The following is a 19,874-nucleotide window of genomic DNA, read 5'->3' as shown; positions in this document are numbered from 1 at the left end:
GAAGCACCACGGTAAGGAGCCGATCGTGACCCAGCAGGACGTCGAGCGCGTGGCCCGGCACAACGAGCAGCGGCAGCGGGAGTACGAGGGGTCGGCCCTGATCCGGCTGCTGACCGACGCGGACACGACCGACGACACCAAGAAGGCCGTGCTCACCTACCTGCAGCCGTGGTCGAACGCCTTCCAGCGGATGATCAGCGCCCGCGTCACGTTCGAGAGCGACCCGGAGCTGCGCGCGCTGGCCCTGGAGCACCAGGAAGAGGAGATCGGGCACGACAAGATCCTCGCCCGCAGCCGCGCGGAAGACCGGCAGCTGGTGTGGGACCCGGTGATCGAAGCGGGCGCGTCGTGGTTCGTCGACCAGTTCGGGATCCTGCCCGGCGTGCAGCGCGCGGTGCTGGCGCACCTGGCCCTCGAAGCGGGCAGCCTGGTGTTCAGCCAGGCGGGCACGCGGGCGTTCCCCGAGGACGAATACTTCGACCTGCACGACGAAGCCGACGTCGAGCACCTCGAGATGGGCTACGAGCTGCTTCGCCGGCGTAGCGACTGGACGGTGGACGACGTCGTCACGGTGCTCGACCGGGCGTGGCAGGTGATCGGCGTCGTCTCGGACCGCATCGCCGAGTGCGCCCGCCGCGATACGGTGGCGGCGTGACGAGCACCGACCCGGCCGCGGCCGCCCGCGAAATCGCCGCCGAAGCCGCCCGCGCGTACCAGGAAGCGTTGGGAGAACGCCTGATCGGCGCGTACCTGCTGGGCAGCCTGTCCTACGGCGGCTACTCCCCGGCGGCGAGCGACATCGACCTGGCGCTGGTGCTGACCGACGCGGACGGCGCTTCGATCGCGGACACCACGACGGCGTTGCAGGAGCGGAGTCCGTTGCACCGCAAGCTTTCGGTGTTCTGGGCGTCCCTCCCGGCGTTGCGGGAAGGCCGCGACGACGGGCGGTTCCCGGCACTGGACCGCCTGCAGCTGGCCGACCACGGCGTGGTCCTGCTGGGCTCGGACGTCCTGGCGGAGATCGCCCGCCCGTCGCCGTCGGAACTGTTGCTGGAGAGCGCTTCCTTCGCGATCGCGGTGCTGGCGACGCCCGAGGTGACGGCGGAGTTCCGCGCGCCGCGCCGCCTGCTGGTGGACACGGTGTGGTTCACGAAGGCGGTGCTGTTCCCGGTCCGGTTCCTGTACTCGGGAACGTTGGAGACGGGCCGAGCGGCGAACAACGACGAGGCGATCGAGTGGTACCTGTCCCAGCCGGACGCCCCGGCCGCCTCTTTGGTGCGGCTGGCGTTGCGGGTCCGCGAGGGGCATCCGCTGGACGCGGAAGAGCTGCGGCCGGAGCTGAGCGCGGGACTGGTTCCGTTGTACCGCTACTACATCGAGGACCAGCTGCGGCGGCTGAAGGACATCGGGGCGCCGGAGGACCTGGTGGCGTCGTTCGCCGATTGGGACAGCCGGCTCGACTAGAGCCGCGAGACCTGCGCCGCCCAAGCCGCGACCTGGCTGCGTGAATCGAACCCCAGCTTGCGCAGGATCCGGTTCACGTGGCCCTCCGCGGTCCGCCGGGAGATCACCAGCTTGTCCGCGATCTCCTGGTTCGACCGGCCGTCCGCGATCAGCACCGCCACTTCGCGCTCCCGATCCGTCAACGGCGTCACCCGGGACGCGCTGGGTTCGGGCGACGGCGTCACGTCACCCAGCGCGTACGCGATCGCTTCCTCCAGCCCGAACTCGCGGCCGCGGCGGACCGCCGCCGAGAACTGGCCCTCCCCCAACGCCCGGCGGGCCGAACTCTCGCACTCGCCGTGCGGGGCCCCGAAGTACCTCGACCCGAACATCGGGAAGCCGACCGCCTGCCAGATCGGCTGGGCCGATCCCAGCATCGTCGCCGCCGGCTCCCAGTGGCCGCGGGCCGCCTCGTTCCACGCCAGGAGCTCGATCGCCAGCACGATCCCCAGCAGGTCGTGGAACTTCCGCTTGACGCGCAGGCAATGCCGGCCGCGCTCGGCCGCGCGCGCGAAGTCGCCTCGGCCCAGGGCCACCAACGCCTGGACGAAGATCGCGTACGCCTGGGCCCACTGCTCGCCGTGGGCGGCGCCCGTCGCGCACGCCTCTTCGCACAGCTCGCCCGCTCGGTCCAGGTCGCCCAGGAAGATCGACGCCACCGCCAGCTCGATGCCGGCCAGCATCACGTTGCTGTTCAGCTCGCCGAGCCGCCGGTACCGCGCCTGCGCCTCCTCGAACAGCGCCTTCGCGTCACCGACGTCGTCGCCCACCAGCAGGTTGCAGCCGAGCCGGTGCGTCGCGTACGCCAGGGCCACCTCGTCGCCGGCCCGGCGGGCGTACGCGCGGCACTCCTCCAGCATCGCGATCGCGCCCGCGTTGTCGCCCTGCAGTGTCGCCACGTACCCGTTGACCCACAACGCTTTCGCCCGCGACGCACCCGGTTCCGGCGAGAGCGCGAGCGCGCGGTCGAGCCAGTGGCGGCCTTCGCCGAACACGCCGCAGCCCGCCCAGTAGTACCAGAGCGTCGAGGCCAGCCGGAGGCCGGTTTCGAGCTCGCCCGGCACCGTCAGGCTGTAGTCCAGCGCCGCCCGCAGGTTCGCGTGCTCGACCCGCGTCCGGCGGAAGATCTCCGCCTGCTCCGGCCCGAACCACGCCCGTTCGCCGCACTCCACCAGGTCGAGGTAGTGGTCCCGCATCGACCGCAGGGCCTCCGCCGCTTCCCCGGACCCGGTCAGCTTGGCCCGGCCGAACTGCCGCAACGGCTCCAGCAGCCGGAACCGCCCGGCCTCCCGGATCAGCACCGACTTCTCCACCAGCCCGGCGAGCCCGGCGCGGACGTCCTCGCCCGCGCAGACGCGCTCGGCCGCCCGCAGGTCGAACCCGCCGGCGAACACCGACGCCCGGGCCCACAACCGCCGCTCGGCCGGGCTGCACAGCGCGAAGCTCCAGTCGATGGCCGCCAGCAGCGTCTGGTGCCGGGGCTCGCCGCCGCGCTTCACCGTCCCGGGCAGCCGGAAGCAGTCGTCCAACCCGGACTCCAGCTCCGCCAGCGTCAGCACCCGCAGCCGGACGGCCGCCAGCTCGATCGCCAGCGGGATGCCCGCCAGGAGCCGGCACACCTGCGCCACGCGCTCCTGGTTCTCCGCGGTGACGGCGAACCCGGGGTCGACGGCGGCCGCGCGTTCGGCGAACAGCGTCAACGCCGGGTAGCGCAGCCAGGCGCCACCGGGCAGCGGACGGCCGGGCTCCGGCAGCGGCAGCGGCGACACCGGCCAGAGGTGCTCGGCGGCGAGCGCGAGCCGCTCGCGGCTGGTCGCGAGCAGCCGCAGGCCAGGCGCGGCCCGCAGCAGGTCGTGCGCCAGCGTCGCGCACGCGTCGAGGACGTGCTCGCAGTTGTCCAGGATGACCAGCAGCCGCCGGTCGCGCAGGTGCTCGGCGAGCACGGCCGCCGGCGTCCGGCCGGTTTCGTCGTGGACGGCCAGCGCCTCCAGCACGGTGTGCGCGACCAGCGCCGGGTCCTGCAGCCCGGCGAGCTCGACCAGCCAGACGCCGTCGGGGAACGCGCGGGAGAGCCCGGCGGCCGTCTGCACGGCCAGCCGCGTCTTGCCGACGCCCCCGACCCCGGTCAGCGTGACCAGCCGCGCCCGCGTCAGCAGCTGCTTGACCTCGGAAACGTCCGATTTGCGCCCTACGAAGCTCGTGGTGTCGGCGGGCAGGTTGCCCTTCCCCCACGTCGTGCCGGCCTTGCCCACCCGAGCACCGTAAGGACGTCCGCGCGGGCCGGTCAATGCGAGCCCCTCGGAGGAAGCAACCTCGCGGGTGTCAGGCGTCGGGGATGCGGTAGAGCGTCGGCGTGTCGCCGCCGTGCATCGCGGCGAGGCTCGTGCGGCAGGCCTGGCGGACTTCGCGGTTGGCCGCCGAGTCCGCCTGGCCGCAGCGCGGGCAGAACAGGTGCACCGCGCCGGGCGGGGTCTCGTCGACGGCGACGTCGACCGGGCACTCGCAGCGGCGGCACCACCGGTGCCCGGTGACGACGAGGATGTGCAGCGGGTCGCCGACGCACTGGTGCGCCCAGCACCGGTGCACGTAGCAGGTGCTGCGCGTGTGCGGGCTGAGGCCGTGCTCCACCGCGGTGTCCTCGGCGGCCAGGATGGCGGCCAGCCGCCGGTCGTCGAGGTCGGCGTAGCGGTCGCGCGAGCCGGAAGGGGCCGGCCGCGGCTCCGGGACGCTCGCGGGGGAAACGACCCGGAGGAGGGGACGCGACCGGCCGTGCACCATGGGTTTTCCGACCTCCTGCGGGTCATCGGGGGCGGGGTTCAGCTTGCGCCGGGGCCCGCGTCCCCCGCACCCGTACAAGTACCTGAACCCATACCTGTCCCGCCGTCACGTGCCGCGCCCGCGGCGCTACCCTCCGGCGCCGCGGGGGTCGCCGGTCCCGGGTGCGGCGAGTATGGTTTACGGCCACGACTGGTGCTGCCAGGAGGCGTCGCCATGACCGATGCCGAGTTCCAACCTGGCCGCGTGGGCGAGCTTCGACAGCGGGCACGCCGGCGCCGCGCACCACCACCTCGACCTGGCGCTCGCGCTGGCCGAGCACGGCGGCACCTGCACCACAGCGCGCCGGACGACGCGCTGGCCCAGTTCCAGCACGGCAGGCCGGCCGCGCGGCGCTGCGGGTCCGCGCCGGCGGCGAGCATCCTCAGCGCCAACCAGGCGTGGGCGTACGCCGGGAAGGGTGACGAACAGCTCGCGCTCGCCCTGCTCGGCCGGGAGCGTCACCGCAGGGTCAGCGGGGTCTCCGACTCGACGCGCGTGAGCTTTTCGGGGTTGCGCACGTAGTAGAGACCGGTGATGCGGCCGTCGTCGAGCCGGACCGCCATGACGCCGTCGAGCTCGCCGTCCAGGTGCAGCACGAGCGCCGGGTTGCCGTTGACCACCGTCAAACCGCTGGTGAGCACCGCGTCGGTGCGGCCGATACCGCCGGACATGAAGCGGACCACCTTTCCGGCGCCGGCGACCGGCCGCAGCGCCGCCTGCTTGAGGCCGCCGCCGTCGCTGAGCAGGACGACGTCGGGGGCGAGCACGTCCAGCAGGCCTTGGAAGTCGCGGGTGGCCAGCGCGCGCTGGAACGACTCCAGCACCGCGCGGGTTTCGCGGGCCGACACCGTCTCACGCGGGCGGCGGGCGTCGACGTGCTTGCGCGCCCGGTGCGCGATCTGGCGGACCGCGGCCGGGGTCTTGCCGACGGCGGCGGCGATCTCGTCGTAGCCGAACTCGAAGACCTCGCGCAGCACGAAGACCGCGCGTTCGGTCGGCGCCAGCGTCTCCAGGACGAGCATGAGCGCCATCGAGACGCTCTCGGCGAGTTCGACGTCCTCGGCGACGTCCGGCGCGGTGAGCAGCGGCTCGGGCAGCCAGGGGCCGACGTAGGCCTCCTTGCGGCGCTTCATCGTGCGCAGCCGGTTGAGCGCCAGCCGCGTCGTGATGCGGACCAGGTAGGCCCGCTCGTCACGGACCTCCCCGAGGTCGACGTCGGCCCAGCGCAGCCAGGTCTCCTGCAGGACGTCCTCGGCGTCGGCCGCCGAGCCGAGCATCTCGTAGGCGACGGTGAAGAGCAGGTTGCGGTGGGCGACGAAGGTTTCGGTGGCGGTCACAGGCGTCCCCAGGCGATGAAGACCGCGAGGGCGAGGTAGGTCAGGTTCAGGGCGACGAACTTCGCCTCGCCGTGGCGCAGGTGCGTGATCATGGCCCCGATCATGAGCAGGACCCAGCAGGCGGCGGTCACCGGGACCAGGACGGGAGCGATCCCGAGGGCGGCGGGCAGGATCAAGCCGGCCGCGGCCAGCAGTTCGAGGACGCCGAGCGTCTTGACGAAGCCGGAGCTGCTCTCCCCGGTCCACGCGCCACCCGGGTGGGCGGCGAGCTTTTCCTTGGGCACGAACGCCTTGCTGACACCCCCGGTGAGGGCGACAACGGCGAGCAGCGCGGCGGCGATCCAGAGTGCGATGGTCATGAGGTCTCCTTTGTCGGCCTCAAGACACCGGGTGCCCGGTCGCCGTGACAGGGCATGACGCGGGTCACACGACCGGTTCGAGCAGTCGCCGCGGAGCGCTCATGGCGGCCGACACCGGGTCGGGGTCCGCGGGCGGCCGGTACCCCGGGCCGGGCTCGATGCGGATCTCCGGCACCGGGACGGCCAAGCCGCACTCTTCGCAACGGCCGTCCGCGTCGAGACGGCCGCCGTCCGCGTCGTGGCGGGTCGTGCGCTTCTCGCCGTCCGGCGAGTAGAAGGCGTCACCCCAGCCCATCAGCGCGCGCACCACCGGCCAGAGCGCGACGCCCTTGTCGGTGAGCCGGTATTCGCCGTTTTCGCGGACCAGGACGCCCTCCCGCACGAGGGCTTTCAGCCGGCTGGTCAGGACGGCACGCGGAATCCCGAGCTGGGCGGCGAAGTCCCCGAACCGCCGGACGCCGAAGAAGGCGTCCCGGACGATCAGCAGCGTCCACCGCTCCCCGACGACCTCCAGCGAGCGCGCCAGGGAGCAGTTGCGGTCCGCGTAGGTGCTGGGGAGGGCCATGGGGCCAGCTTACACCGGCAGTTCGTTCATTGAACCAGACCGTGCTACGGTGCGGTAGTTCGGTGAATGAACTTCCCAGGAGGTCCCATGTCCCGCTTCCTCGTGACCGCCGCGGCCGGCAAGACCGGCAGCGCGACCATCGACCACCTGCTCGCCCGCGGCCACCGCGTCCGGGCCATGGTCCGCCGCGACGACGACCGCTCGCGCGCGCTCGCCGCGGCCGGGGCCGAAGTCGTGCGCGGCGACCTCCTCGACCTCGACGCCGTCACCGCGGCGCTCGACGGCGTCACCGGCGCCTACTTCTGCTACCCGATCCGCGAAGGCCTGCTCGACGCGACCGTCAACTTCGCCCAAGCCGCAACGGAAACCGGCGTCCGCTCGATCGTCGGCATGTCCCAGATCTCCGCCCGCCGCGAGGCCCGCAGCAACGCGGCCCGGCAGCACTGGCTCGCCGAACGCGTGCTGGACCGGACCGGCCTGCTCACCACCCACCTGCGCCCCACGTTCTTCGCCGAATGGCTCACCTCGTGGTGGGAGCTGCGCGACGGCGAAGGCTTGCTGCGCCTCCCCTTCGGCGACGGCCGGCACGCGCCGATCGCCGCGGCCGACCAGGGGCGTGTGATCGCCGCGGTCCTCGCCGACCCCGAGCCCCACGCCGGCGCCGCCTACTCCCTCCACGGCCCGGTCGAGCTGAACCACCACGAGATCGCCGAAACCATGGCCCGCACGCTGGGCATCCCGGTGCGCTACGAGCCGATCACCGTCGAGGAGTTCACGGCGTCGATGACCGCGCGCGGGCTGCCGGCGCACCTGATCCAGCACCTCGGCAACGTCGCGATCGACTACCGGAACGGTGTTTTCGCGGGTACCAACGACGTCGTCGAGCAGGTCGGCGGCCAGACCCCGCTGTCGGTCGAGCAGTTCGTGCTCGCGCACAAGGATTCCTTCGCCGGCAACGGCCCGTACTTCGTTTCCTGAGGAGCGAAACCATGGCATCCGTCCTCATCACCGGCGCGGGCAAGGGCATCGGCCGCGCCATCGCGCTCGAACTGGCCCGCCGCGGTCACCGGGTGATCGCCACCGCGCGCGATCCGCGGGTACTCGCCGACCTGCCCGTCGACCAGCGCCTGCGCCTCGACGTCACCGACTCCGACTCCGTCAGCCAAGCGATCCGGGACGCCGGCGAAGTCGACGTCCTGATCAGCAACGCCGGCGAAACCGTGCGCGCGCCACTGGAAACCGTTCCCCTCGACGAGGTCGACCGGCTCTTCCGGCTCAACACGCTGGGCGCGTTGCGGGTCGCCCAGGCCGTCCTCCCCGCGATGCGCGTCCGCGGCTCGGGTCACCTCGTCTTCGTTTCCAGCGTCCAGGGGCGGCTCGTGCTGCCGATCATCGGCCCGTACGCGGCCAGCAAATGGGCCCTGGAAGCGATCGCCGAGACGCTCGCCGTCGAAACGCGCCACTTCGGCGTCGAGGTGAGCATCATCCAGCCGGGCGCGGTTTCCTCGGGGGGCGCCGAACGCGCCAAGGTCTTCCTCGGCGACGAAGATCCGTACCTCCCGCTGTATGAGCAGCTCGCGGCCTTGCGCGGTGAAGTCGTGACACCCGAAGAGGTCGCTGTCACGGTGGCCGAGACGATCGAGCAGTCCGAGCCGCCGCTGCGCGTGCCCGCCGGGGCACCCGCCGCGAAAGCGTTGCGGGCCCGCAAGGACGCGCCGGAGGACGAACCGTTCTTGTTCGCGAAGATCGACTGGTAGGTGCTTGAACGAGCAACTAAACGCGAGTACTACTGGGGAGAGGATCCAAAGATCCGTTCGCTCTCCAGGGGAGAATTCATGCGTTTGGGTTTCAGCCTTCCGGTCTTCGGCAAGGCGGCCGCCACACCGGGCGGGGTCGCGCGGTACGCCCGTGAAGCCGAACAGGCCGGGGCGGCCAGTCTCTGGGTCGGTGACCGGCTGCTCTCGCCGGTCGCGCCCGTCGTGCCCTACCCGGGCTACGACACCATGCCCGAGGAGTTCCACACCGCCCAGGACCCGTTCACCGCGCTGGCCGTCGCCGCCGCCGTGACCGAGACCGCGATCCTCGGCTCCAGCACCATCAACGCCACCCAGTACCAGCCCGCGAACTTCGCCCGGCTGCTCACCAGTCTCGACGTCGCCTCCAACGGACGGCTGCTGCCCGGCCTCGGCATCGGCTGGTCGCCCGACGAGTACGCGGCCGTCGGCATCCCGATGAGCGAGCGCGGCAAGCGGCTGGACGACCTGCTCGACCTGCTCGAAACCTGGTGGACCAAGGACACCGTGTCGCACGAGGGCGTCGGCTACGCCATCGCCGAGTCCCACGTCGCGCTCAAGCCGGTGCGCAAGCCGCCGGTGCACCTGGCCGGCTTCGGCGAAAAGTCGTTGCGCCGGGTCGCCGAACGGGCCGACGGCTGGCTGCCCGTCTGGTCGGTGCCCGAGCAGTTCCCCGCGGACGTGCTCACCTCCACCCTCGCCAAGCTCCGGGCCGACGCCGAGAAGGCCGGGCGCGACCCGCAGGCGCTCGGCGTGGCGCTGCGCGTGAACGCCGCGCCCGGCACGGAAGCCGAGCAGATCGCCGAGGCGGTGACGAAGATCGCCGGCATCCTCGAGCCGGACCACACGTTCGTCGACCTGACCTACCTGACGAGCAGCGTGGACGAGCACCTCGACCTCACCGGCCGCCTGCTGGACCTGGTCGCCGAGGGCTGATGCGCGGGCGCGGAACCCGCCCGGGCGGGTTCCGCGTCCGGAGGCGGCGAGGGCCCGGTCAATGCGATACTGCGGGGTGTGCGCACCCAAGGGAAAGACGACAGCGTGATCCGCCTGGTGATCGTCGACGACGAGCCGATGGTGCTCGCGCACCTGCGTACGGTCCTGACCTCCGCCGGGGACATCGACATCGTCGGCCAGGCGCAGGACGGCGCCGAAGCCGTCGAGGCCGCCGGGCGCTTCCGGCCCGACGTCATGCTGATGGACCTGCGGATGCCCGGGGTGGACGGGCTGACCGCGATCGAGCGGATCGTCAAGCTCCCCGACCCGCCCGCCCTCGTCGCGCTCACGACGTTCGACACCGACAGCTACGTCCTCAAGGCGCTGCGGGCCGGCGCTTCGGGCTTCCTGCTCAAGTCGACGCCCCCGGAGGACCTGATCGGGCTGGTGCGCGTCGCGGCCGACGGGCACACGGTGCTGTCCAAGGAAGCCGCGCGCCGGATGGTCTCCGCGTCGGCCGGCGAGCACGAACGTTCCCAGGAAGCCCGGGAGCGCACAGCCGACCTCACCGACCGCGAACTGGACATGCTCGTCTGCCTCGGCGAAGGCATGTCGAACGCGGCCATCGCGGCCAAGCTGCACCTGTCCGAGGCGACGGTGAAGAGCTACGTCTCGCGGATGCTGACGAAGCTGGGCTGCGCCAACCGGACCCAGGCGGGACTGCTGGCCCACGAAGCCGGCCTCGCGGGCTGACTCACGCGCTGCTGCGAGCCCCGAACCCCCAGGCGCCGAACACTTCGGCGAGTTCCGCCCTCCCCGAGATCCCCAGTTTCCGGTAGCAGTTCGTCAGGTGCTTCTCGACGGCCCGCCGGCTCACGTTGATCTCGGCCGCGATCTCGCCGTTCGTCAGCCCGTCCAAGGCGAACGCGACCACCCGGCCCTCCGCCTCGCTGAGCGCGGCCGACGGCCCGGCCGGCTCCTCCACCCGCCGGCCGGTGAGCCACGGCGCGCCGCAGCCTTCCGCGAGCCGGTACGCCTCGCGGAACCGGTCGCCCGCGGCCGCGGCGTCGCCCAGCAACGCCCCCTCCGCCAGCAGTGCGCGCGCCAGCTCCAGCCGGTCGCCCGACGCCCGCGAGATCTCGATCGACTCAGCGAGCACGCGATCCGCCTCGGCACCCGAAGACAGGGACGCCTTGATCCGCAACGCGCGGCCGAGCGCGACCGGCGCGCCCCAGCCGCGTGCCCAGCGGACCTCGTCCTCGATCAGCTCGCCGGCCGACACGCGGTCGCCGAGCCGGCGCTGGAGCCAGGCACTCCACGTCCGCCACGGGAACACCGCCGGGTTCCGCCAGCCCGCGCGGTGCAGGGCCGCGCCGCAGTCGAGGAACCGCGCCAGCGCGCCGCGGGGGTCCTCGACCGCCGCCACCGCGCCGCGCAGCATCAGCAGCGCGGCCCGCACGTGCAGGCCGTGCCGCGTCAGTGTGGCCTCGTCGAAGTGCTCGACCAACGTGGCCGCGAGCCGCTCGTCCCGGGCGATGATCGCGACCGAAACCAGCGCCATCACCAGGGATTCGGCCGCTTCGGCCAGGTCGCCGCCGATCAGCTCGTACGCTTCCCAGGCCGTCGACCGCGCGCGGGTCAGCTGCCCGCTCTGGGCCAGCTCGGCCGCGCGCGCCGCGATCAGCGACGCCGGGCGGCCTTCGACCGTCTCCCCGACCGCGCTCTCCAGCCAGGACGACGGCTGCCCGGTCGAGCCCGCGGCGAACGCGCAGATGATCAGCAGCGGCGCGGTGCCCGCGAACTCCGTCGACGACGCGGGGGCGCAGCGCAGCAGCCGCTCGGTCAGCTCCGCCACGGTCCGCGCGGGCATCCCGGCGCTCAGCGTGGCCGCGTGGAGCAGCACGGCCAGCAGCTCGCGCTCGGCGAGCGTGCCGATCGGCGGCTCCGGGCCCAGCTCGCGCAGGCGGTCGACGGCGCCGGCCAGCAGCACCGGGTCTTCGCAGCGGGTGAGCCGGCTCCGCGCCTCCAGCCGGAGCCCGGCCTGCGGGCCGGCGTCCTCCGGCCGGACGCGCCCGACGAGGACGGCGGCTTCCGGCCGGAGGAACGCCGACAACGGCAGCAGGGTGACCGCCTCGGCCCGCTCCCGCGGCGTGGGCAGCAACCCGATCGCCTGCGTGAGGTGCCGGATCGCGGCGGGGACGTCGAAAGCGGCTTCGGTGAGCGCCAGGTCCACCAGCCGCCAGCCGCGCTCGGGGCCGTCGGGCGGCAGGTCGAGCAGCGCGCGGCGCAGGTAGCGCGCCGCCGTCCGGGGCCGCCCGCGCCGGGTCGCCGCGTCGGCCGCCGTGCGCAGCTCCTCCGGCATCCACGGCGACGGCGACGGCGCGGGCACTTCGAGCAACTGGGCCGCGACCGTCTCCGCGGCGAACCCGGCCTCGTGGAACACGGTCGCCGCGCGCACCCGCAGCCGCAGGTCCTCCGGCGCGGTCGTCGACGCCTCGACCGCAGCCCGCAGCACGGGCGCGGCGAACCGCGGCCGGGACGCCGGGCCGAGGATCCCCAGGCGCCCCAACGCCCGCACGGCCTCCGCGACGGCCACCGAGTCGCCGCCGGTCAGACGTTCGACCAGCCACAGCTCGGCGTGCTCGCCGAGCACCGCGATCGCCTTGGCGCACTCGCCCACGGCCGGGGGCAGCACGGCGAGCTGGGCGGCCAGCCGTTCCTGCAGCAACGACGGCCCGGTGCGGTGGTCACCGCGCACGGCTTCGGTGAGGAACAAGGGGTTTCCGGCGCTCGCCGCGTGACAGGCGGCGACGAACCGCGCGTCGCCGGCCCGGCCGTCGGACATCGCGCGCAACGCCGCCCCGACGCCGGCCTCGGAGAGGTTCGGCGGCCGGATCCGCGTCTTCGCCAGCTCCCACAGCTCGCGGATCGCGGGCCGGTCGGCGCCCGGGTCGCCTTCGCGGACCGCGACGACGAGCGCGCAGGGCAGGTCGCGGATCCGCCGCGCGCACTGCCGCAGCCACGTGAGGGACTGCCGGTCGCCGAGGTGCAGGTCGTCGACGAGCACGGCGAGCGGCCGGTCGGCGGCGACCGCGGCGAGCAGGCCGACCAGGCCGTGCGTGGTCAGGACGTCGTTCTGGCCGACCGGGTCCCACCCCGGCCAGCCCGGGGCGCCGGGGAACAGCCACCGCGCCGCCGAAGCGGGGCCGGCGAACCAGCGCGCGGCGTCGCGCTCGGCCGCGCCGGCGACCACCGGCTCGAGCACCTGGCAGGCCACCCCGAAGTCGAAGTCCTGCTCGGTCCGGCTCGCCGACGCCGCGAGCACCCGCATCGCGCCGGGCCGCGCCTCGGCGACCCGCAGGACTTCCTTGAGCAGTGCGGTTTTTCCCACGCCGAGCGGCCCGGTGAGCACCGTGACCGAGCCCTCCCCCGCCCCGGCCGCGGTGATCGCGCCGCACAGCAGGCGCAGCTCGGTCTCGCGTTCCGGCAGCGTCACGCCTACCCCTCCTCGCCGCCCGGGCGCCCCGCGGCGGCCAGCGCTTCGGCGAGCTGGCGCCGGCCCGCGATCCCCAGCTTGCGGTAGACGTTGGTCAGGTGGAGCTCGACCGTCCGCCGGGTCACCTCGAGCCGGTCCGCGATCTCGGCGTTGGACGTGCCCGCGGCGGCCAGGTCCGCGACCCGGCGCTGGGCTTCGGAAAGCACGGGACGCCGGTCCGGCACCCCGGTCAGCTCGCGCAGCCGGGCCAGCACGGCCGGCCAGCGGTACCGCGCCGCCAGCTCGCTCGCCCGCGCGAGGTGACCGCCGGCGTCGTCGGCGACCGCCGCCAATTCGCTCGCCCGCGCGAGGTGACCGCCGGCGTCGCCGGCGACCGCCGCCAGCTCCACCAGCGCCGTCGCGTGCCGCAGGTGGCTGCCGGTGCCGTCCAGCAGCCCGGCCGCCCGGGCCAGGTGCCCGGCGATGCCCTCCTCGTCAGGACCGAGGGCGAGCGCGATCGCCAAGTGCGCGCCGCCGACGGCGGCCCGGGTGCCCCACGCGTTCGCGGCCGCGAGCTCTTCGCCGAGCAGCAGCCGGGCGGCCGCCCGTTCGCCGGTCGCCACCAGGCACCGCGCCACGGCGGAGCGCCAGGGCAGCAGCTCGGGGTTTTCCCAGCCGCGCGCGGAAAGCCGGCGGCCGCACTCGCGCAGCGGGGCGAGCGCCTGGTCGGGCCGGCCCTCGCCGAGCAGCGTCGTTCCCTTGGCGTACAACAGGAACGCGCTGCCGAGCCCGGGCCCCGGCTCGACGTGGTCGCGGTCGAGCGTCCGCCGGGCGAGGTCGGCGCGGCCGGCTTCGAGGTGCACCCGCGCCTCGGTCGCGACGACCCGGGCGCGCAGCACCGAGTGCCAGTGCCGGGGCGGCACCAGCTCGTGCGCGTCGGCCAGGTCAGCCTCGGCGTCGTCGAGGAGCCCCGCGGCGAGGTGCCGTTCGGCCCGGTCGACGAGGGCCCGCGCGATCAGCGTGCGGGCGCCCTGGCGGCGTGCGCGCACGAGCACTTCTCCGCCGTGGGTGGCGGCTTCGTCGAGGTCCCCGGTCAGGGTCAGCGCGCGGACCGCCGCGGCGCGCGCGGTGAGCGAGCCGGCGTCGGCGATCGGCTGCGCCAGCGCGGCGCGCGCGAGCCCGCGCACCCGGGCGGGACGCCGGCCGCACCGGGCGAGCAGCACGGCGGCCACGGCGGCCTGCGCCGGCTCGGCCGGCCGCTCGGGCAGCGGCGGCATGCCGTAGCCGCCGACCGCGGACCGGTCCTGGGGTTCGCCGTCGGCCAGCCAGTACAGGGCGAGGAGGGCGTCGCGCTCGGCCGCCGAGACGTCCGGGCGGCGGAACGCGGCGATGAGCGTGCGCGCGCTCAGGCCGCCGCGCGCGTTGAGCAGGTCTGCGGCCAGCAACCGGTACCGGCCGAGCCCCGGACCGTCCACTTCGGACAGGACCTGGGCGAGGTGGCGGTCGCCCGCCTCCTGGTCCAGCAGCAGTTCCCCGGCGCCGAGGTCGATCAGCACGGCCGCGCGCCGCGCCGGGTCGAGCGGTTCCCGCAGCGCCCGCCGCAGCGACGCCGTCGCCTGCCCGTCGCGGCCGCCTCCCTCGCCCAGCCGGGCGGCCGCGCGCAGCACCTCGACCACCCACGGTTCGCCGATCACGCGGGTCCGCCGCAGGATCGCCGCGACGGCCGCGTTCGCGACGCCGTGTTCGTAACCCAGCTTCGCCGCGCGGGCGAAGAACGCGTCGCGGCTCTCCTCGTTCATCCCGCCGAGCGCGCGCTGGCCGACGTCCGGTCCGGCGAGCCCGCCGGCCGCGGTGAGCAGGCCGAGCGCGCGCAGCCGGGCGAGGTCCGCGGCGAGCCGGTCCGGCGGGCAGCCGGCGAGCTCGGCCAGCAACGCGGGCCCGAAACCCTCCTGGCACACCGAAACCGCGCGCAGCACCGCGAGGAGCCCGGCGGGCAGCCCGTCGACCAGCCGCAGCAGGCGCTCGGTGGCGACCCGCGTGAACAGCCCGCCCGGTTCCGGGGCTCCGGCCGGGTCCATGTGCAGCCGGGCGAGCGCCTCGCTCAGCACCGCCGGGTTTCCGCCGCTGCCGCGCACGGCGTGCTCGACGACCCCCTCGTCGGCGCCGGCGAGCCGCACGCGGACCAGGGCGGCCACCGCGGCGTCGCCGAGTGGCCGCAGCCGGACGTCGTGGGCGTCCGTCGCCGGCTCCCAGGTGTCCAGCCCGCTGGTCTCGCTGACCACCAGCAGCACCGGAACGTCGGCGCGGTAGCCGGAAAGCACGCGCAGCCACGCCCGGGTCGGGGCGTCGGCCCAGTGCAGGTCGTCGACGACGAGCACGAGCGGCTGCCCGCCGAGCCCGGCGTAGAGGTCCCGGCACAGCTCGCGCTCGTCGGGTGCGTCCGCGAGCGCCGGGAGCGCGACGCCGAGCCCGGCGAAAACCTCGTGCAGCACGGTGAATGGCTCGGTCCGGTCCGACGGGCAGCACGGCACGTGGGCCACGGGCAACCCGGCATCCCGGGCCGTCGCCACCACCGACGCCAGCAGCGCGCTGCGGCCGGAACCCGGCGCGCCGGTGACCGTCACGACCGCCGACCGCCCGTCGCGCAGGTCGCCGACCAGCCCGGTCAGCAACGCGGCTTCTTCGTCCCGCTCGGCCAGCCGCGTCCCCCGGACGCCGCGCTGGTACGGCACCCCGGCGACCGCGACGTCGTCGTCCCTACCCGGCGAGCCCATGCGTCCTCTTCGCGGCCTCCGGGGCCGCCGGTCCCGCGCTCGCCCGCAGCGCCGCGGCCAGCTCGGCGCGGCTGTCCACGGCCAGCTTCCGGTAGACGTTGGTCAGGTGCAGCTCGACGGTCCGCGGCGAGACGAACAGGGCGCTCGCGACGTCGCGGTTGCTCGCGCCGCCGGCGACCAGGTCGGCCACCTCGCGTTCGCGCAGCGTCAGGACGTCCGCGCGCGGCTGCCGCAGCCGGCCGCCGGACTCCTCGAGCAGGTCCCGGGCCAGCGCGCCGATCGAGCGCCACCCCGAGCCGGCGGCCAGCAGCGCGGCCTGGCGCAGGTGCCGGCGCGCGGTCTTGCGGTCGCCGGCGAGCGTCATCGCCTTGCCCAGCAGGAACTCCGACCGCGCGTACTCGACGCGGCACGGCGAGGTCGCCAGCACCCGGGCCGCCTCGGCCAGCAGTTCCACCGCCCGCGTCCCCGACGCGAGGACACCGCGGCCGACCAGCGCCAGGCCCCGGGCCGTCCCGGTCGGCCAGGTCGCGGCGAGCTCCGCCCCGCGTTCGGCGTAGCCGTCGGCTTCGCGGTGCCGGTCCGCGCCGGCGAGCAGCAGGGTGGCGGTGAACCACCAGGGCGCGAAGACGGGGTTGCCGATGCCGGCCTCGTCCTGCCGCCGGCCGGATTCGAGCAGCAGCTCCAACGCGCCGTCGACGTCGCCGCGCAGCGCGCGGCCCCGCGCCCGGCCGAGCAGCCAGAGGTGACGGTCCGCGGGCGCGGCGTCCAGTTCTTCCGGGCGCACCGCGTCCAGCAGCCGTTCGGCGGCGGCGAGTTCGCCGTCGTCGCGCAGGGCGGTCGCCAGCGTCGTCCGCACCATCAGGTCCGGGCGGTGGCCAGCGCTCGCCAGCACGGCGACGCGGACGTCGGAGAGCGCGCCGTCGCGGTCACCGCTCTCCCGCAGCACGCGGGAGCGGGCGGCCAGCGACCGGCCGAGCGCGGGTCCGTCGCCGCGCACCGCGGCTTCGGCGACCGCGCGGTCGAGGGCCCGCACCGCGTTCGGCGCGTCGTCGACCAGCCGCAAGGTCCGCGCGGCGGCGAGCAGGTCGTCGCTCGACGCGGCGGCCGCGGGCAGCCGGACGACGGCGCGGGCGCAGGCCGCGGCGACCTCGGTGCCGCGGCCGGTCAGCGCGAGCGCGGCGGCGCGGTCGGCGAGGTCCCGGGCGCCGGGGTGACGGGCCGCGGCCGCGTGGGGGGCGGTCGCGGCCCGGTCCCGGAGGAGGCCGCGCGCGGCCTCCCGGGTCGTGGCCGCGGCGGCGAGGGCCGCCACGGGCACCGCGGGCGCGGCGGTGCCGAACCGCCGGGCCAGCCGGTCGACGAGGCCGCCGACCGGGGCCCGGTGGCCGGGAGCCGGCGCGGTGGCCGCGAGCGCGTAGAGCACGGCGATGGCGCAGTGGTCACGCGGGTCGCGGGCGTGGCCGGCGGCCGTGCGCAGCTCCGCCATCGCCGCGTCCGGGTCGAGGCCGAGCCGGGCGGCGGCGAGCGCCAGCCGGACGTCGAGCCGGGCCGGCTCGGCGGCGGCCGCGCGGGACAGGTGGGCGACGGCGGTCGCCGGGTCGCCCCGGTTTTCCGCGGTGGCCGCGGCTTCCAGCGCGAGGTCGACCATCCAGCGCTCGTCGAGCCGCGGCAGCGCCCCGAGGTGCGGGGCGACTTCCGCAGCCGGGCGCGCGTCGTCGTTGAGCAGCCGCGCCGCATGCAAATGCATACGGGCGAGTTCGTCGGCGGCCGTTTCGGCGAGCAGGCGGGATCGGACGGACCGGTCGAGCACGCTCCCGGTGAAGAGATTGGCGCGGCGAATTGCGTCGAGCGCGATCCGCACCGGCCGTGCGGGCAGCCCGCACAAAGCGGCGACCCTGGTCACGTCCGGTTCGTCGAGGACCGCGACGGCGGTGGCCACGGTCCGCGCCTGCGCGGGGAGGCCGGCGAGCGCGTCGACCGGGCTCGGCGCGGTGACTTCCCAGCGGTGGCACCGGTCCTGCGCCCCGAGCTGCCCGAGCGCCCACACCCCGGGACCGGGCTCGCCGGGACGGCGGGACAGGACGATGAGAAACCGCTCTCCGCGGCCGCACCGGAGCAGGAAGTCCAGGAATCGCAGCGACGATTCATCGCACCACTGCGCGTCTTCGACGAAGATGACCGAATTCTTTTTCCGCAATGCGCCGGCCAGCAAAAGCGACCGCAATGTGCGGAATTTCCGGTGCAATCCGGAACCGTCTTCCGCGGGCAGTTCCAGGGTGCGCCGAATGGCGCCGCCGGGATCACCGGACTTCGTGAAGAGTTCGGCGAGCGCGTGGAACTCGACCGGCTCACCCGCCGCGTCGGCGTGAAAGCGAAAAATATTCGCAGACTGGCCCGGTGTCGCGGTTTCCAGGCCCGCGAGCAGGGCCCGGACGCCACCGCCGGGCGTCCCGTCCACCAGCACGGCCTGCGCGGACTCCGTCCACGCCAGTGCCGCGCACCGGGACAGGGCGCCCGGATCCCGGGCGAAGACCGGATTCGGAGTGGGATCCGACATGCCGCCATCGACCTTTCCTGCAAACCCGGCGAAACCGAGCCTTTTCCCGCAGCCCCCAGAGCCGCCGAAGGATCTGACCGTCCGAACAGTATTGACACCGCCGCCGGGAGGGAAACCACCGTCGGTGCCCGATGTGCGCCACTTCCTCCACTATGGAGTGACCGTACCAGGGGCGACCCTTGCTGTCAGCGAAGGCCACCACCCGTACGGGTGACATACTTGTAGCATTAGTCAGACCCCGAAACTGGACATTTAACCAAGACTTGAGGTGGGCTTCAGCGCTCGTGGGCCGTCGGGGTGAAGGGGAACCAACGAAAGTTGTCGGTCCGTCCACCGGCGGGCAACTTTCGTCGCTAGTCCGGCCCGGGAACCCGCGGACCACCGCCGGGACCGGGGTCCGGAAGCTACCGTGGAGCCCGTGTCGGACGTCACCACTCCCGGTCCCGGAACCACGCCGCGTGCGCGCCTCGGCACGCGGGCGGGGCCCAAGCACGAACTGGCGACCCTGCTCAGCCTGGCGGTGATCTTCGGCGCGCTCGACGTGGCGATCTGCCTCAACAGCCACCCGACCACCGGCTGGGCGGGCCCGCGCGCGGACCTGGTCCTGCAGCTGCTCGTCGACGTCTCGGTGCTCGGGCTGCGGCGGTTCCCCAAGACGGTCGCGGGCATCGCGCTGGCCGTGACGGTCGCGACGGTGGTGGCCGACGCACTCGCCCCGGGCCTGCTCTCCCCCGAGGACCCGGCCAGCCCGCTGATCCTGCCCCGCGTCACGTCGGTGATCGTGATCTTCCTGGTCCGCCTGGAGCCCCCGCGGGTGGCGTTCGCGTTCATCGGCGCGCTGGCGCTCGTCGGCAGTGCGCCGTGGGCGCCCAGCTGGACGCTCACCCCGGTCGGCCTGCTCAGCACGATCGGCCCCGCGGCGGTCGTGCTGTACCTGGACGCGCGCCGGCAGCTGCTGCAGGAACTGCGCGACCGCGCCGAGCGGGCCGAACGCGAGACGCACCTGCTGGCCGAGCAGGCCCGGTTCGAGGAACGCCGCCGGCTCGCCGCGGAGATGCACGACGTGCTCACCCACGGGCTCAGCCTGATGGTCCTGCACGCGGGGGCGCTCGGCATCAGTTCGAAGGAACCCGACGTCCGCAAGGCGGCCGAGGAGATCCGCGCCCGCGGCGCGATGGCGCTGGACGAGCTGCGCGACCTGGTCGGCGTGCTGAACACGACGTCGGCGGACGTGTCCGAGCGGCTGACGGGCCCGAGCCCCCGCACAGGAGCGCCGGAGCAGCCGGCGCCGGATCCCGCCACCCTGGTCGCGGAGTCGGTGTCGGCGGGGATCCCGGTGGAGCTGGACGTCGAGGGCGAGCGGTCCCGGCTGTCCCCGACGATCGCGCGCACAGTCCACCGGGTGGTCCAGGAGGCGCTGACGAACGCACGCAAACACGCGGCGGGCGCGGAGGTCCGCGTGAAACTGCGGTACCGGCCGGACGGGGTCGGGATCCGGGTCATCAACACCCGGCCGCGCCGGCAGCCGGACGAGGTGCTGGCGGGGAGCGGGTCCGGGCTGGGGTTGTCGAGCCTGCGCCATCGGGTGGAGCTGGTGGGCGGGACGCTGCAGGCCGGTTCGACGCCGGACGGCGGGTTCCGGATCGCCGCGGATCTGCCGGCGTACGTGCCCACGACGGAGACGCGCCAGAAGCCCGCGCACCGCTGACCCCGCTCCCGGGTCAGGACTGGAGATTCCCCTACTGCTCCCCCGCTTACTGT

General features: G+C 74.5%; 15 protein-coding genes. 7 read left to right on the top strand and 8 right to left on the bottom strand.

Features of this window, described 5'->3' with window-relative positions; genetic code table 11:
- Window positions 1–25 precede the first annotated feature (25 nt).
- Window positions 26–655, top strand: coding sequence for a hypothetical protein (locus tag ACZ7OH_RS21505; RefSeq protein WP_400904942.1), 630 nt, complete (start codon window positions 26–28; stop codon window positions 653–655).
- Complete coding sequence (locus ACZ7OH_RS21500; RefSeq protein ID WP_470282377.1) at window positions 652–1,464, top strand: hypothetical protein; 813 nt, start codon at window positions 652–654, stop codon at window positions 1,462–1,464. Before ACZ7OH_RS21505 ends, ACZ7OH_RS21500 begins: the two co-directional genes overlap by 4 nt.
- Here the strand turns inward: ACZ7OH_RS21500 and ACZ7OH_RS21495 are convergent.
- The 5 genes from ACZ7OH_RS21495 to ACZ7OH_RS21475 form a co-directional block, all read right to left on the bottom strand.
- Complete coding sequence (locus ACZ7OH_RS21495; protein ID WP_470282376.1) at window positions 1,461–3,755, bottom strand: ATP-binding protein; 2,295 nt, start codon at window positions 3,753–3,755, stop codon at window positions 1,461–1,463. The two genes, ACZ7OH_RS21500 and ACZ7OH_RS21495, sit on opposite strands and share 4 nt — an antisense overlap.
- Before the next feature lie 70 nt (window positions 3,756–3,825).
- Window positions 3,826–4,281 carry a hypothetical protein gene (locus ACZ7OH_RS21490; RefSeq protein ID WP_470282375.1) on the bottom strand — a complete coding sequence of 152 codons (456 nt, stop codon included), beginning with the start codon at window positions 4,279–4,281 and terminating at the stop codon, window positions 3,826–3,828.
- Window positions 4,282–4,778: 497 nt separating this feature from the next.
- Complete coding sequence (locus ACZ7OH_RS21485; protein ID WP_470282374.1) at window positions 4,779–5,657, bottom strand: RNA polymerase sigma-70 factor; 879 nt, start codon at window positions 5,655–5,657, stop codon at window positions 4,779–4,781.
- On the bottom strand, window positions 5,654–6,016 hold the full coding sequence (locus tag ACZ7OH_RS21480; RefSeq protein WP_470282373.1) for a DoxX family protein: 363 nt from the start codon (window positions 6,014–6,016) through the stop codon (window positions 5,654–5,656). Before ACZ7OH_RS21480 ends, ACZ7OH_RS21485 begins: the two co-directional genes overlap by 4 nt.
- 64 nt (window positions 6,017–6,080) lie before the next feature.
- Window positions 6,081–6,581 (bottom strand): winged helix-turn-helix transcriptional regulator, encoded by a 501-nt coding sequence (locus tag ACZ7OH_RS21475; RefSeq protein WP_470282372.1) that lies wholly within the window; start codon window positions 6,579–6,581, stop codon window positions 6,081–6,083.
- Between the two features lie 87 nt (window positions 6,582–6,668).
- Here ACZ7OH_RS21475 and ACZ7OH_RS21470 point away from each other — a divergent pair, with 87 nt between their 5' ends.
- From ACZ7OH_RS21470 to ACZ7OH_RS21455, 4 genes are all read left to right on the top strand, one after another.
- Window positions 6,669–7,559 carry an NmrA family NAD(P)-binding protein gene (locus ACZ7OH_RS21470; protein WP_470282371.1) on the top strand — a complete coding sequence of 297 codons (891 nt, stop codon included), beginning with the start codon at window positions 6,669–6,671 and terminating at the stop codon, window positions 7,557–7,559.
- A gap of 11 nt (window positions 7,560–7,570) precedes the next feature.
- On the top strand, window positions 7,571–8,338 hold the full coding sequence (locus ACZ7OH_RS21465) for an SDR family oxidoreductase (RefSeq protein ID WP_470282370.1): 768 nt from the start codon (window positions 7,571–7,573) through the stop codon (window positions 8,336–8,338).
- A 78-nt stretch (window positions 8,339–8,416) separates the two neighbouring features.
- Entirely contained in the window at window positions 8,417–9,310 is an 894-nt protein-coding gene (locus ACZ7OH_RS21460; protein ID WP_470282369.1) for a TIGR03619 family F420-dependent LLM class oxidoreductase, read from the top strand.
- A 105-nt stretch (window positions 9,311–9,415) separates the two neighbouring features.
- A complete protein-coding gene (locus ACZ7OH_RS21455) occupies window positions 9,416–10,063 on the top strand; it encodes a response regulator (protein ID WP_400905890.1) in 648 nt (215 codons plus the stop codon).
- 1 nt (window position 10,064) lies between these two features.
- On the opposite strand, the gene ACZ7OH_RS21450 is transcribed toward ACZ7OH_RS21455, so the two are convergent.
- Genes ACZ7OH_RS21450 through ACZ7OH_RS21440 form a run of 3 tightly spaced genes read right to left on the bottom strand, consistent with a single transcriptional unit; the run spans window position 10,065 to window position 18,113 of the window.
- Window positions 10,065–12,806 (bottom strand): ATP-binding protein, encoded by a 2,742-nt coding sequence (locus tag ACZ7OH_RS21450; RefSeq protein ID WP_470282368.1) that lies wholly within the window; start codon window positions 12,804–12,806, stop codon window positions 10,065–10,067.
- A 2-nt stretch (window positions 12,807–12,808) separates the two neighbouring features.
- A complete protein-coding gene (locus tag ACZ7OH_RS21445; RefSeq protein ID WP_470282367.1) occupies window positions 12,809–15,559 on the bottom strand; it encodes an AAA family ATPase in 2,751 nt (916 codons plus the stop codon).
- Complete coding sequence (locus ACZ7OH_RS21440; protein ID WP_470282366.1) at window positions 15,543–18,113, bottom strand: LuxR C-terminal-related transcriptional regulator; 2,571 nt, start codon at window positions 18,111–18,113, stop codon at window positions 15,543–15,545. Before ACZ7OH_RS21440 ends, ACZ7OH_RS21445 begins: the two co-directional genes overlap by 17 nt.
- A gap of 418 nt (window positions 18,114–18,531) precedes the next feature.
- Here ACZ7OH_RS21440 and ACZ7OH_RS21435 point away from each other — a divergent pair, with 418 nt between their 5' ends.
- Window positions 18,532–19,821 (top strand): sensor histidine kinase, encoded by a 1,290-nt coding sequence (locus ACZ7OH_RS21435; protein ID WP_400904898.1) that lies wholly within the window; start codon window positions 18,532–18,534, stop codon window positions 19,819–19,821.
- The last annotated feature ends 53 nt before the right edge of the window (window positions 19,822–19,874 follow it).

The organism is Amycolatopsis sp. NPDC114478 (genome assembly GCF_055633805.1).
Note: the sequence above shows the minus strand (reverse complement) of the source record. Positions and strands in the feature narration are given on the sequence as shown.

Excerpts from the sequence above, each read along its gene's own strand:
- ACZ7OH_RS21490 (WP_470282375.1), bottom strand. The coding sequence starts at position 4,281 with ATGGTGCACGGCCGGTCGCGTCCCCTCCTCCGGGTCGTTTCCCCCGCG.
- ACZ7OH_RS21480 (WP_470282373.1), bottom strand. The coding sequence starts at position 6,016 with ATGACCATCGCACTCTGGATCGCCGCCGCGCTGCTCGCCGTTGTCGCC.
- ACZ7OH_RS21475 (WP_470282372.1), bottom strand. The coding sequence starts at position 6,581 with ATGGCCCTCCCCAGCACCTACGCGGACCGCAACTGCTCCCTGGCGCGC.
- ACZ7OH_RS21470 (WP_470282371.1), top strand. The coding sequence starts at position 6,669 with ATGTCCCGCTTCCTCGTGACCGCCGCGGCCGGCAAGACCGGCAGCGCG.
- ACZ7OH_RS21465 (WP_470282370.1), top strand. The coding sequence starts at position 7,571 with ATGGCATCCGTCCTCATCACCGGCGCGGGCAAGGGCATCGGCCGCGCC.
- ACZ7OH_RS21460 (WP_470282369.1), top strand. The coding sequence starts at position 8,417 with ATGCGTTTGGGTTTCAGCCTTCCGGTCTTCGGCAAGGCGGCCGCCACA.
- ACZ7OH_RS21445 (WP_470282367.1), bottom strand. The coding sequence starts at position 15,559 with ATGGGCTCGCCGGGTAGGGACGACGACGTCGCGGTCGCCGGGGTGCCG.
- ACZ7OH_RS21440 (WP_470282366.1), bottom strand. The coding sequence starts at position 18,113 with ATGTCGGATCCCACTCCGAATCCGGTCTTCGCCCGGGATCCGGGCGCC.